We start from the raw sequence: 13,060 nt of genomic DNA, 5'->3' as shown, positions 1-13,060 counted from the left end.
CACTTACTTTTTCTATTCCAAATACAAGTCCCGCAGGCGCTCCTGCATCCCCGGACCCACGCCCAGCTGGTTGACGATAAAGTGGTCCAGGTCCCCGTACTTCTCCTGAATCAGCAGCAAGGCCGCGTCCAGGTACTCATTGTTGACCGTCCCCAGCGACCTTAAGTTGGCGCGGAAGATCAGGTTGTCGCCCCGCTCCACGCATTCGCGGTCCCGCCGGGCCCGGTAGTCGTTCAAAAGCGGCCCCGAAGCCAAATAGTCCTGCCGGATCGTCTCCAGATCCACGCCCAGAATATAAAGAATAAAGACCGTGGACATGCCGGTCCGGTCCTTGCCTTCTGAGCAGTGGAAAATCGTGCCGCCCGTTTCCTGCTGGGCCAAAAAGGCCAGCAGGTCGTGGAAGGCCGCCTGGGAATGCGGACGCGAAACCATCTTCTGGTAGGAGCCGATCATATGGCGAAAGCCAGCCAAGGGCTTGGTCGCGTACATGTCAGCCAGATCCTCAAAACTGGCCCCCGCCTGGGTCTGGTCCCGGCTGCTGATCGGAATATGCACGGAGGCGATCCCGTCGACCAGCCGGTCCGGCCGCTTGACGCACTCCTGCGGCGAGCGCAGGTCAATAATCGTCTTGACCCCATAAGCGCGCAGAAAATCCGCGTCCTCCTGGCTTAATTTGGCCACGGTCCCGGTCCTGAGCAGGCGTCTTTTCTTGATCTTGCGTCCGGCATAGCCAACATACCCTCCCAGGTCGCGCGGGTTGCGGACGGTCTTCAGCGGCAGCAGGTCGACTGGCATGACAATCCCTCCTATTTTCCTTCTCTTGCTACTTTTTCGCTTAACTTCAAGCGAGTTCTTAGTCTTATCATAAGATAATTTGCCAAAAAGGCCAAAAGAAAACGGACAGCAGAGCCGCCCGTTTTCCCACTGAAATTCACTTTTGTCTTATCTCAGCCTTACGCTTACTTTGCTGCTTGCGAAACAAACTTGAAGAAAGCATCCATCACCTTATCCAATTGCTTGACGGAGCCTTCGTCGACCAGTTCGCCGCTTTCCTTGTTAAAGCTGGAGAATGCCCGGCCGATCAACAATTCGTTGCCCGGCAGAACGTTGGCGCTCATGTCTGGGGAAAGCAGAATTTCCCGCAAGTCTTCCTGGGCACGTGAAGCACCTTGACCGCCAAGGGAAACGCCAACCACGCAGGCTGGCTTCATGTTCATGACGTCAGCGCCGGCGTGGGAGCCCAGCCATTCCAAAGCGCTCTTCAAAGCAGCTGGCACGGCGTGGTCGTATTCTGGCGTCGCGATGATGACCCCGTCAGCTTCCTTGACTTGCGCGCGCAAGGCAGCGACCTTGTCATCGCCCTTGCCTTCCTTGTAGAAAGCTGGCAGGCCGTCAATTTCCACGACCTCGATGTCCGCCTTGTCGCCGTAGCGCTTGGCGATGAACTTGCACAGCAGACGGTTGAATGAAAAGTCTGCGTTGGTACCAACAATTGCTAATAATTTCATTTCAAGCCTCCGCTCCTACTTCGTGATTTGGGCATACCAAGCGTCGACTTCTTCAAAGAAGTGGTCCAGGAACTTCACGGTCCCTTCCACCTTCAAGTCGCCGTTTTCGTCAAAGTCTTCCGGTGCCAGCCCCATCATGAATTCATCGTCGTTGAAGACCGTTGGGTGCAGGCCTGGAGACGCCAAAATCGTCTTCAGCTTGGTTTGTGAGCGCGCCCCGCCTTGGGCCAAAGGAGAGGTTGAAACGACAACCACTGGCTTCCCGTTGAAGGGGTGCGTGTTGGTTGAGAGCCATTCCAAGGCGCTCTTCAAGGCGCTGGTAACTGAGTGCTGCTGTTCCGGCGACCCGATCAAGACCAGGTCAGCGTCAGCGACTTGCTGGCTGAGCTTGGCCACGTCCTCGGGGTCTTCCTGCCCTTCCTTGAACATCGGCAGGCCTCTGACGGTCGCGAATTCAAAATCATACTTGCCGGCAAAGTGCTTGGCGATGAACTTTAATAAAGTTTCATTGTAAGACTTTTCGGCGTTTGATCCGCTTAAAGCTAAAACTTTCATATAAACCACCTTTCAGATTTTCCATTACTTCCCCTATTATACCGAAAGATCCAAACGGTGATTACTGTTTTTTGTGAAAAAGTTGCAAGCATTGACGATTTTGCGAACTATTTAAGTTTTTTAAATCGTTCAAAAAGTGCAAAAAAGCCGTCGTTCCCGTTCCATCGCCAATGTCAGCGATTGCTCTTGCCTCGTTTTGGCAAATTGCCCCGTCCTTTTCTTGAAAAGTGCCAGCAGCTTTCTGCGGCTTTTTTAAGACTTTGATCAAGCAATCACTAATCAAGCAGTGATTTCATGAAAAAGGTCAAACAGGAATGCGGCTATTCGCTTGCCTTGTCCTGCAACTGCTTCAAATGCTGGTTCAAGTGCTGGTCCAGGAGGTTGACGATGCTGTCCTGGTCATATTCCAGCAGCCCATCCACCAGCATGACGGCCATCCCGTTGACCAGGATCCAATTGAAACGGGTCAGACAGTCCAAGTCAGGCTCAGGCAAGTCTGGAAACTGCTCCTTGACCTTGTCTTTCCCAACCTTGATCAGGCAATCCTTGATCAGCTGATCGCCAAAGCGGCCCTTGACGAACAAGCTGGAAAACAGGCTCCGGTGGTGGCGGGCAAAATTCAGGTAGGACAAGTCTAGATCATAAACCGGCTGGCTCACGTAGACCTTCTGCAGGGTCTTTTCCTGCAAGTTGCTGGTGATCCGGTCCAGAACCTCCCGCCGCAGGCTGGTCATGTTCCTGAATTCCAGGTAGATTGGCTGGGTGGAAAAGTGGCCCTGCTTGGCGATGCTCCGGGCGGTCACGCTCTCCAAGCCGTCCTTCAGGGCCAGTTTATAGGCTATGTCCAATATTTTCTCACGATCAATCTCTTTTCTTCTTGCCATCCGACTGCTCCATCTATCCCCAAAATATCTTTTTTGCCACTTTCATATAAGCTGTAAATATTATTTCCTCATTTATTCCGTATTGGTGGCAACCAATAATGTGTGCTCTTATCGTTTATAAGAACCACTTATCGTTTCTCGGGTTATATCTTAGCACAATTTTCAGGGCTCTAATCTCGGCCTTAGATATTTTTTAAACAATTTGACTAAATGGGGTAAAATCTAGAGTATCAGCCCTTAGGGCAACGAAACAGCATGAGCAAGTTTATCAAAAAGAAAGAAGGAAGCAAAAATGACAGAAAAAGTCGGCAGATCCTCCTGCACCTCCATCTTGATCGGGAAGAAAGCCAGCAGCGACGGCAGCGTCATCGTTGGCCGCAATGAAGACTCCAGAACCGCCTGGCCCAAGCATCTGGCCTTCAACCAGCACCAGCTGGCCGATGAAGCGCCCGTCTTCAAGTCGCGCGCCAACAAGTTCCAGCTGACCCTGCCACAGGAAAGCTATGCCTACTCATCAACTCCGGAATGGACCAAGAAGTATGGCGTGTTTGAAGAAGACGGGATCAACGAATTCCACGTGGCCATGAGTGCCACCGAAAGTGCCTACAGCAATGAGCGGGTCCTGGCTATTGACCCCTTCAAGACTGAAGGCGGGATTTTGGAAGAAGCCATGGTAACCGTGGTCTTGCCATACGTCAAGACGGCCCGCGAGGGGGTCCGGCGCTTGGGCGAGATCGTGGAACGCCACGGGGCAGCTGAAGCCAACGGAATCCTGTTTGGCGACCGCGACGAGGCATGGTACATGGAAATCGGCTCTGGCCACCACTGGGTAGCCATCCGCATCCCTGACGACTCCTATGCCGTCGTTGCCAACCAATTGTCCATCCAGGAGATCGACTTCAGCGATCCAGACTCTTTCATGTTCTCCGCCGGCCTGGCAGACTTCGTCTATGACAACCGCCTGTGGCCGCGCGAAGCCAAGTTCAACTGGCGGGACATTTTTGGCACCAACAGCGAAAGCGACCTCCACTACAACACCCCGCGGGTCTGGTACGGGCAAAAGCTCCTGACCCCATCGCTTGTCCAAGAGCCGCAGTCCTTTGAACTGCCATTTTTGCAAAAAGCCGACAAGCCGGTGACGATCGCGGACGCGGAAAAGGTCCTGGGCAGCCACTACAGCAACACCCCTTACGACCTGACCAGCAAGAAGAACGCCGGCCAGGCCACCTTCCGGCCAATCGGCGTCGCCACCACCCAGGAGTCCCACCTCTTGCAGCTCAAGGGCGAGGAGATGTACCACTGGCTGGCCATGGGCGTGGCCTCCCAAAGCGTCTACATCCCCTTCTTCCCGCAAGGGACCAAGGTGCCATACATGTGGGGCAACGGGAAGGAAGAATACAGCCCGAACTCCGCCTACTGGATCTTCAAGCTGGCCAGCGTCCTGGTCGACCGCGACTGGGGCAAGTACGGCAACGACCTGGCCAACGCCCAGGCTGAAGCCAAGCAGAAGGTCAGCCAATTGCGGCATGAATACGAGCAAAAGCTGCACCAGGCCCAAGAGCCGGCAGCCGTAGCCGCGGTCGCGGACGAAGCCAACGCCAAGATGGCCAAGGCGACGACTGACATCTACAACAAGCTGATCAGCCACCTGATTACCGCCCAAACCGGTGATTCACCGCTGCGCTTCCAGATGGATCCTAACTTGTAGGATAAAAATGAGTCTGGGGGAAAATCTAACGAATAAAAAGGCTTCTAGAAGTGTAAAACTTCTGGAAGCCTTTTTTATGATCACAGCAAACCGATTTTTCCTACATTCGATTGCCCAAATACAAGACGCTCATCTAGATTAGATGAGCGTCCTAAGTCAATGTCTTAACTTAATGATATTGAGTTTTTCCCAGACTCATTTTTTTATTTCAGCTGAGGTAGCTGATGGTCTGGACCGTCCGCTTGGCGTTGATCTCCCTGAAGAAGACCGGCACCGAGATCCCTTTCAGGATCTGGTCGTTGGTATAGGTCACGATCACCGTATCGTCATAGCCGAGCCCCCGGAGCAGCTTGCGGTTCATGGTCGCCAATAGCTGGCCCTTTTTGACTTCCTGGCCAGCTTCAACCAGAATGTCGCAGCCGCCCCCGCCCAGTTCTACCGTGTTCAAACCCAGGTGGATCAAGAGATCGAGTCCTTCTTTGGTCCGGATGCCAATCTCATGGTTGGTCGGAAACAAGGAAGTAACCGTACCATTCAAGGGAGCGTAGATCAAGTCGCTGGACGGCTGAACCGCGAAGCCCTCGCCCAGTCCCTTGCTGGCAAAAATCTCATCATTGACGTCCTCGAGCGGGAACAGCCTGCCCTGGACCGGAGCCAGAACCTTGCTCAGCCGGGCCCTGCTCTTTAGCAAATCAAAAATTCTAAACATAAATCAACCTCAAAATGATATTCAGACTAAAATATGTAAGCGCAATCATCACTGTCTAGTTTATCATTTTGATGGTAGATTTACTATTATTTTTAATGGATATTTTCCAAAGTCAATTCACCGCCAAAGGCTTCCAAGCGATCGACTTCAGCCAGGTTGATCTGGCCAGCAAAAGTCTCGTACTTGCCAGACGGGTATTGCTCAAAGCTTAAGGCATCCCCTTCCTTGCTCTTCAAGACGCCATATTCTGCTTCTTCCTCATCTTTCATGACAAAGGATACGACTTGACTGTCAGCTAATTGCCAGAAGTCCTGCATCTGCTTGATATTTGCTACTTTATCTTGAACTTCAAATGGATCTTCTAATCCTCTTTCCTTAAGCTGGTGCCGGCAACGGCTGATATCTTGCAAATACTCTGATTGATCAATTACTCTGTCAACGGCCGACTTCTTAACCAGCAGCAAAGAGTCATCCCGGCCAATTTCGTCGACGGTCAAATACAAGCTGAAGTCGTCATCAGCACACAAGCGCCGGCCAACCGCGAATGAATCAGGATCTTCTTTCAGATGAACTTCGCACAGATTTTCAGCCGCTGAGTCTGAAGAAAAATCCTTCTTAAACTTAGGATTGTCCAGCAGCCATTCACCTGAAAAAGCGGCTAGCCGCCGAAGTTGACTGACAGCAACTTCTCCTGCAAAAGGCTGGTATTTGCCAGATGGATATGCCGCAAAGCTGACTTGCCCGTCAGAAATTTCATCAATATAGCCCCATTGCTGGTAGTCTTCGCCTTCCAGGCCAAAATATACAACCTGCCCAGGCAATAAGTCCATAAAGCTTTCAACTGACTTGATTAAGCTAACTTTGTCTTCCAGCTTGAAAGGATCTACCAGGCCTTTTTTCGTTAGTAGCTTCCGCCGGCGATGGATCTCTGCCAAATAATCTGATTGATCCAACAGCCGCGTGACCGCTGACTTTCTGATCAAGAGCAGGGAATCATCCCGGCCCAACTCATCCAAAGTCAAGTAGAGCTGCCAGCTGTTTTCTTCAAACAACAAGCGGCCAACTTCGAAGCTGTCATCATCAGCACCAGTATAGATTTCGTATAACTTTTCCATCCCTATCGACCTCGTTTTCTCTATCCCATATTTTTTTACAATTATTAGCATACTCGCTTTCAGCCGAAAAAGGACGAAAAACTCAAATCCGGTCGCTTTTCTGCGCATCCGGTCAAAAATTAAGTGATGACAGAACTTTTCGGGAATCCAAACTTGAAAAAGTACCCAACTCCCCCAAACCCACGCGCCGCATCTCCAAAAAGAAAAAGTGTTGACCAACTACTCAGCCGAGTAGCCGTTCAACACTTTTTTCAGATTATTTTCTTTGCGTCAGCTGGCCGTCCATCATGTCATAGATGTGGTCAGCGTATTTTTCCAGCCGCGGGTCATGGGTGACCAAAATGATCGCCTTCCCGTGGTCCTTGGCCAGCTTCTTAAACAAGCGGCCGACTTCTTCCACCCGCTCACTGTCCAAAGATGCCGTTGGCTCATCGGCCAGCAAAATCTTCGGGTTGGCGTACATGGCCCGGGCGATTGCCACCCGCTGCTTCTGCCCGCCTGACAGGTTTTCGGGATACTTTTTGACCAGGTTCTCAATCCCCAGATCAGCCAGCAGGCTGGTCAATTCTTCCTTGCTCAAGTTGCCGCTCTTCTTGACCTTGTCCACCAGCTGGAACTGTTCCTTAACCGTCAAGTACGGTACCAGGTTGTAAGCTTGCAAAACAAAGCCCAGCTTGTTCAAGCGCAGGCGGCTGCGGTCCTTTTCCTTCAGCTGGCTGATGTCCTGGCCGTCGATTTCCACCTGCCCGCTGGTGGCGCTTTGCAAGGCGCCCATGATCGTCAAAAGGGTGCTCTTCCCGGCCCCGCTCGGTCCCATCAACAGAACCACGTTGCCAGTGTCGGCGCTAAAGTCGACCCCGCGCAGGGCAACCGTTGCCGCATCCCCTTGCCCGTAAACTTTCTTCACGTTCTTGATTTCAATCGCTGCCATCTTAGCCTCCAATTGCCTGTACCGGGTCAATCTTCAAAATCGTTCTGACTGGGTTAAGCCCGCCCAGCAGAGCCATCAACAACATCCCGCCAATTGCCGCGGCAAAAATTTCCGGCGTAAAGGCCATCGGCGCTGATGCCGGCATAGCGGCCGCCGTGCCCCAGATGGCCAAGAGGGCCAAGACCAAGGCGCTCGTTACCAAAAGCAGGCTCTGGCTGACCGTGGCCCAGATCAAAGTCTTGGCCGGCACCCCTTGCGCCCGCAATACCGCGTAGTTCGGCAATTTCTGGATGGTCAGAATGTACAAGAAGACCGCCACGATTACCAGGGAAATAATGAACATAAAGGCAATCATCAATTCAAAAGTCAAATTCTGTTCAGAGTAGCCCGGCAGCTTCTGGATGAACTTGTTGACTGGGTAAGACTTGAAGTGCTTGTCCTTGACAGAGAGCTTGCGCTGGGAAATGATCCCGGAAGCCTCAATCCCTGGCGCCACGTTCTTCAATTCCTTCCATGCTGGCAAAAAGCCATATATGATCGGCTCAATGTTGATCTTGGCATCCTTGACGAAGCCCACGATCTTGTACTTGTGGTCTGACCCGTTCAAGGTCACCTTGTCGCCCAGCTTGTAGCCCTTGTCCTTAAAGCGGCTGTCAGCCGTGACCTCGTACTTGCTCTTAGCCCGGCGGCCAGCGATTAAGTCCTGGTCCTTGTAGATGAACTCACCCTTCTTAACCCCCAGGTACTGGGCGTTGATCCCGGTCTTGCCCTTCTTCTTGGCCACTACCTGCAGTTCGCCGACTACGGCTTCCTTGTCGGTCAAGTCGACCTTCTTCAAGTCGTCCTTGGTCAAAATTGAACTGTTCATGGACAGGTTGGCGCTCTTGTTCAAGACCACGCTCTTGGTCTGCCAGCTCTCAAGCGCCACCGTGTTTTCCCGGGCCAGGCCGTAGGCCAGTCCCCAGGTCGCCAGAATCATATAGGCGATCAAAAAAATCATAAAGACGATCAGGCCATAGCGCTTTTTCTCATGCTTGATCTCTTTTAAAGCTAAAAACATAGTTTTTCCTTTCCCTTGCCTACTCGATCAGGGCCAAAGCCTCCTTGAGCCGCTTGAGGTACTCATCGGCATGGTCCGGGTCGAGCAGGGCACATCTGATTGTCTCGTGGGAAAAAAGCATGGCCGCCCACATCTTCGCCGGAAGCTTGCGCTGGCAGCGCAGGGACGCCGGCTGCTTCTCCTTGACCGCGGCCTCATTGGCCACGTAGTGCATCCGGGCCAGGTCGTAGTACTCGCTGTCCTTGACCTGCTTGAGGAAGTCCCAGGTTGCCCGGTAGATCTCTTCGCCGTCAAAAGACTTCGGCGAAAAGCCCGCGTGCAGGTGGACCAGCGCCGTCTTCAACGTGTAGGCGTAGGCATCCGGCAAGCCGTCAAAATACTTGTAGAAGGCCCCACGGGCAATGCCCGCCTCCTTGACGATCCGCGCTACTTGCGCCCGCTCCAGGGGGTAGGCGGAAAACTCGTGCAGCAGGGCTTGGGTGACCCGCTCCTTCTTCTCGGCTTTCAGGTTTTCAAACGTTGCTTTGACCATTGCTTGTTTCTGTCTCCTTTGGTGACACCGTGTCACCTCTCACTTATCTACTTTACTACAAAGTGACACCGTGTCAATCTTTCTTTTTAGCTTTCTGAAAAAATTATACTAGAAGCGTCCCGATTCTGGCGCCTTCATAAAAATTCGCCAAAAAAAGACCAAGAGATCATATCTTGGTCTCTTGGTCTTCATCTTTTGAACTTACCATTGCTTATGTGATGCTGCTGGTAATGTTACTTGAATGTTGTTCTTGTTCGAATAGTTTGTTGTTTGATTAGTTGATAGTTATTTAATTACTTGCCTTCCAGAGGGAAGATCTTGTCAGGGTTGATGACGCCGTTTGGATCAAGCAGCTTCTTGACGCTTCTGAGCAAGTCAGTGTAGTCCTTGCCGTAGAAGTCGTCGAAGTAGCTTTCGCGGGCGTAGCCAACCCCGTGCTCACCGGAGATGTTCCCGTCAACGGCCTTGGCGGTCTTGTAGAGTTCGCTGATGACCGTGTCGCGGTTCTTGATGAATTCTTCATCAGTCATTTCGTCAGAGCAGATGTAAATGTGCAGGTTCCCGTCGCCAGCGTGGCCGAAGTTAGGGATCCGCATCCCCAGCTCGTCTTCCAGTTCCTGGATTCTTTCCAGCACGTCAGGGATCTTGTTGATTGGCACGGAAACGTCGACTTCGTCCATCTTTGGCGTTGACTTCTGAATTGCCAGCAAAAGCTGCTCACGGGCGCTCCAGATCAGCTTGGCCTGCTCACTGCCGGCGTCAAGGACGACGATTTTGCCAGCCTTGAAGGCCGCGGTCGTCTTGGCGATTTGATCCAGTTCCGCCTTGACTTCCCCTTCAGTGAAGGCATCCAGGCCGATAATGATAAAGCCGTTCCCGTCCTTGACTGGGAATTCCTTGCCTGAGTAACTTTCCCACAGGTTCAAGACCTTGCGGCCCATGAATTCAACCGTGGTTGGCACCACGCCGGAAGCCAGGATGGCTGGCACGGACTTGATGGCCTCGTTCAAGCTTGGGAATGGAATCAAGGCATTGATGATGGTCTTGGCCCGCGGCATCAGCTTGACCGTAACTTCAGTCACCACGCCCAGGGTCCCTTCAGCACCGATCATCAGGTCCTTCATTGAGTAGCCTGAAGATGACTTGACTGACTTGGAGCCAAAGCGGTAGAGCTTGCCGTCAGTCAAAACCACGCGCAAGGCCCGGATGTGCTCGCGGGTAACCCCGTACTTAACGGCCTTCAAGCCGCCGGCATCGGTTGCCACGTTGCCCCCGATGGTTGCCCAGTGCATGGCTGGCGCTGGCACGTAGGTCAAAGGCTTGTCAGCCAGGAACTCCTCGATGTCCTTCAGGCGAATCCCGGCTTGAACGGTCATGGTCAGGCTTTCTGGCTCGTATTCCAGAATCTTGTTCATCTTGACCATGTCCAAGGAAATCCCGCCGTGAACGGTCAGGTTGGCCCCCATCAAGCCAGTGGAATTGCCGCGGGGCACCAAAGGCAGCTTGTGGTCACTGGCGTACTTGACCACTTGTTGAACTTCTTCGTTGGTCGTTGGCTGGATGACCAGTTCAGGCATGGCCCGGACGGTCTTGAGCTGGTCGTGGTCCCAGTGCTCAGTGACTTCAGTCACGAAGCGGTCAGGATTCGCGATCATGCCGCGCAGGTTTTCAATGTCGCTAGTGGTCAATTTATTGTATTCCATACTTCTCACCTTACAGATTGCCAAAATTATATATTTCAGCTTCTTTTTTAAATAATTACTTACATATTAAAGATCCAATGTCTATTAAACCATATTTGAAAGCGCTGTCAATTCAATTATTTTTTGCACATAGGCAAAATTGGTCTAAAATCGCGCCAGTCCGTGAAAGGGCTTTATGGGGAAATTTTCTTTTCCCAGACTTTGTGAAATATTCCTTTAGTCCAGTTTTTTCTTTTTACTTGCATACTGTTTTCTTATACAATAAAGCCATGTCATTTACAAAGGAGATAATTCATGCTTAATCCGGATTTCGCAATCATCTTAAACTTCAAGCTGGCTGACCCAGAGTCCGCGCCAAGCAAGGCTGACGCCCTGGTCAAGCGGGCCCGGGACATTGGCGCCCGCTGCATCGCCAGCAACAGCCCGGCCGCCTTTGAGGCTGCCTGCGCCAAATACACGGTCAAGAACGTTCCGGCCATGACCGGGCAAAAATATGCCCCAGACACGGTCGTTGATGCCCTGGTGGCAGCCAGAAAGGCCGGCCAGCCGCTGGTCATCGACCTGGATGTCGCTGATGGCCTACAAGAAGACGATCAAGCGGCACTGACGGCCTTGAACAAGTGGATGCATAAATTTGGTCACGTCGTCAACGAAGGGGCGCCATGCGCCTTAGAATGCGATCTGCAAGGGGCCTTTCTCTTAGAAAACCGGCACGTCAGCTACCAGGACTACCTCTTCCTCCACGCGCCCGTTGCCGCCCAAGCCGTCGTTACCGGCCTTGAGCAAGCGCCCAACCGGGTTGAATGGGTTGACGGCCGGGCAGAGGTGCCCTTTGAATTTGCAGCTGGCCAGCTGACCCTTGACCTGGCTGAAGCCAAGGACGATTTTGCCTGGCAGGTCGTCCGCATCCAAGGCCACCGGCCAGAAGATGACCTGGCAGATACCAAGTTTTAGACCTATTCATTTTTTCGACCAATCTCCTGCTTACTTTTTTAAAGCACCAGATTTTCATAATCTTATAATTCGTGCTATACTAAACCCAATTCGGAGAGATAGATTGGAGTTAATATGCCTTCTCGAATGGATTATCACAAGAAAAACAAGCAAAACACCAAGCTTCTGATTGGTGGCGCTGCTGCCGTAATCCTGATCATCATCTTAGGGGTCTTCGGCTGGCAGCAAGCCAAGTCCCACAATGCCGCGGTCAACGCGGCCAACAAGAAGCAGGCTGCTTTTAACAAGACCCACTTCAACCCGAACGTCACCATTTATGGCGTCAAGGTCGGCAAGATGACGGTCGCTAGCGCGACTAAGGCCATCAATGCCAAAGCCTTGAACCAGGTAACCGATACGGACGGCAAGGTGACGGTCTCCCGCAACCCAAAGGTCGAGACCATTACCCAAGCCCAGGTCCAGAAGTACTTTGACAAGCAGCACACGACCTTGACCAACACCCAGCAATACACCTACGTCAACAAGGACATCGACGCGGGCAAGCAGGCCCTGAACAAGGTCCTGGCCGCCACGGTCACTTACAAGGTTGCTGGCAAGAGCTTCAAGCTGGACGCCAAGAAGTACGTCACCAAGGCTTCCTACTACAAGGGCGCCACGCACTTTGAGGACGTCAAGAAGCTGACGGCCAAGCTGGAAAAAATGGACAGCGAAGTCGGCACCTTGGGCAAGAAGTTCAAGTTCAAGACGCCAGCCGGCTCAACCGTTACCGTAACCAACAAGAGCTACGGCTGGGGCATCTACGTCAAGAGCGCTGAAGAGGCCATCTTGAAGGCTTACCAAGACGGCAAGTCCATCATTGACGGCAAGAACCATATCTATGGCAAGGGCTACACCACTGAAGGCCTGGGCTACGGCAAGGCCAACAACGGCTTGGGCCACAGCTACGTGGCGGTGTCAATTGCCAGCCAGGACCTGTGGGTGGTCAAGAACGGCAAGGTCGTCGTTTCGATTCCTGACGTCGTAACCGGGACCGCAAACAGCACTACTGGCGACGCTACCCCTAAGGGCGTCTGGTACATCTTCTACAAGCAGCGGCGCGTCACCCTGCGCGGGACCAACGACGACGGCTCAGCTTACGCGTCAAAGGTTTCCTACTGGATGCCGTTTACCTTGACTGGCTGCGGCCTCCACGACGCTTCTTGGCGGACCGACTGGTCAAGCACCGCTTACCTGGATGGCGGCTCACACGGCTGCGTCAACATCCGGCCAAGCGAAATCAAGTCTGTTTGGGACGCGGTTGACGTCCACATGCCAGTGGTCGTCTTCTAAGACGAAAATTGCATCATAAAAAGGATCTAGTCGCATTTGCGGCTAGGTCCTTTTTTGTGTTATTTGTTTCTG

General features: G+C 52.5%; 14 protein-coding genes. 3 read left to right on the top strand and 11 right to left on the bottom strand.

Annotated features, from left to right (window positions below; all coding sequences use genetic code 11):
• Nucleotides 1-12: 12 nt before the first annotated feature.
• The 5 genes from FYJ62_RS03690 to FYJ62_RS03670 form a co-directional block, all read right to left on the bottom strand.
• A complete protein-coding gene (locus FYJ62_RS03690; protein WP_154547854.1) occupies nt 13-795 on the bottom strand; it encodes a tyrosine-protein phosphatase in 783 nt (260 codons plus the stop codon).
• 164 nt (nt 796-959) lie between these two features.
• Nucleotides 960-1,508: an NADPH-dependent FMN reductase gene (locus tag FYJ62_RS03685; protein WP_154547852.1), complete on the bottom strand. Its 549-nt coding sequence runs from the start codon at nt 1,506-1,508 to the stop codon at nt 960-962.
• A gap of 15 nt (nt 1,509-1,523) precedes the next feature.
• Nucleotides 1,524-2,063: an NAD(P)H-dependent oxidoreductase gene (locus FYJ62_RS03680; protein ID WP_154547850.1), complete on the bottom strand. Its 540-nt coding sequence runs from the start codon at nt 2,061-2,063 to the stop codon at nt 1,524-1,526.
• Nucleotides 2,064-2,124: 61 nt separating this feature from the next.
• Entirely contained in the window at nt 2,125-2,331 is a 207-nt protein-coding gene (locus FYJ62_RS03675) for a hypothetical protein (RefSeq protein WP_154547848.1), read from the bottom strand.
• A 52-nt stretch (nt 2,332-2,383) separates the two neighbouring features.
• Nucleotides 2,384-2,947 (bottom strand): TetR/AcrR family transcriptional regulator, encoded by a 564-nt coding sequence (locus FYJ62_RS03670; RefSeq protein ID WP_154547846.1) that lies wholly within the window; start codon nt 2,945-2,947, stop codon nt 2,384-2,386.
• A gap of 292 nt (nt 2,948-3,239) precedes the next feature.
• Here FYJ62_RS03670 and FYJ62_RS03665 point away from each other — a divergent pair, with 292 nt between their 5' ends.
• Nucleotides 3,240-4,655: a C69 family dipeptidase gene (locus FYJ62_RS03665; protein WP_154547844.1), complete on the top strand. Its 1,416-nt coding sequence runs from the start codon at nt 3,240-3,242 to the stop codon at nt 4,653-4,655.
• A 208-nt stretch (nt 4,656-4,863) separates the two neighbouring features.
• Here the strand turns inward: FYJ62_RS03665 and FYJ62_RS03660 are convergent, their stop codons facing one another.
• The 6 genes from FYJ62_RS03660 to FYJ62_RS03635 form a co-directional block, all read right to left on the bottom strand.
• A complete protein-coding gene (locus FYJ62_RS03660; RefSeq protein ID WP_154547842.1) occupies nt 4,864-5,364 on the bottom strand; it encodes a PTS sugar transporter subunit IIA in 501 nt (166 codons plus the stop codon).
• A 92-nt stretch (nt 5,365-5,456) separates the two neighbouring features.
• Nucleotides 5,457-6,479, bottom strand: coding sequence for a hypothetical protein (locus FYJ62_RS03655; protein WP_154547841.1), 1,023 nt, complete (start codon nt 6,477-6,479; stop codon nt 5,457-5,459).
• Nucleotides 6,480-6,735: 256 nt separating this feature from the next.
• Complete coding sequence (locus FYJ62_RS03650; protein WP_154547839.1) at nt 6,736-7,410, bottom strand: ABC transporter ATP-binding protein; 675 nt, start codon at nt 7,408-7,410, stop codon at nt 6,736-6,738.
• A gap of 1 nt (nt 7,411) precedes the next feature.
• Nucleotides 7,412-8,470 carry an FtsX-like permease family protein gene (locus FYJ62_RS03645; RefSeq protein ID WP_154547837.1) on the bottom strand — a complete coding sequence of 353 codons (1,059 nt, stop codon included), beginning with the start codon at nt 8,468-8,470 and terminating at the stop codon, nt 7,412-7,414.
• 19 nt (nt 8,471-8,489) lie between these two features.
• On the bottom strand, nt 8,490-9,002 hold the full coding sequence (locus tag FYJ62_RS03640; protein ID WP_154547835.1) for a TetR/AcrR family transcriptional regulator: 513 nt from the start codon (nt 9,000-9,002) through the stop codon (nt 8,490-8,492).
• 293 nt (nt 9,003-9,295) lie between these two features.
• Nucleotides 9,296-10,705, bottom strand: coding sequence for an FAD-binding oxidoreductase (locus FYJ62_RS03635; RefSeq protein ID WP_154547833.1), 1,410 nt, complete (start codon nt 10,703-10,705; stop codon nt 9,296-9,298).
• A 294-nt stretch (nt 10,706-10,999) separates the two neighbouring features.
• Here FYJ62_RS03635 and FYJ62_RS03630 point away from each other — a divergent pair, with 294 nt between their 5' ends.
• Together FYJ62_RS03630 and FYJ62_RS03625 are read left to right on the top strand one after the other, a co-directional pair.
• The gene (locus FYJ62_RS03630; protein WP_154547831.1) at nt 11,000-11,659 is read left to right on the top strand and encodes a hypothetical protein; all 660 of its coding nucleotides are present in this window, start codon (nt 11,000-11,002) and stop codon (nt 11,657-11,659) included.
• A gap of 114 nt (nt 11,660-11,773) precedes the next feature.
• Entirely contained in the window at nt 11,774-12,988 is a 1,215-nt protein-coding gene (locus tag FYJ62_RS03625) for a L,D-transpeptidase family protein (RefSeq protein WP_154547829.1), read from the top strand.
• Nucleotides 12,989-13,060 lie beyond the last annotated feature (72 nt).

The organism is Lactobacillus porci (assembly GCF_009695985.1).
GTDB lineage: Bacteria > Bacillota > Bacilli > Lactobacillales > Lactobacillaceae > Lactobacillus > Lactobacillus absianus.
This window is presented reverse-complemented; position numbering and strand designations above follow the sequence as displayed.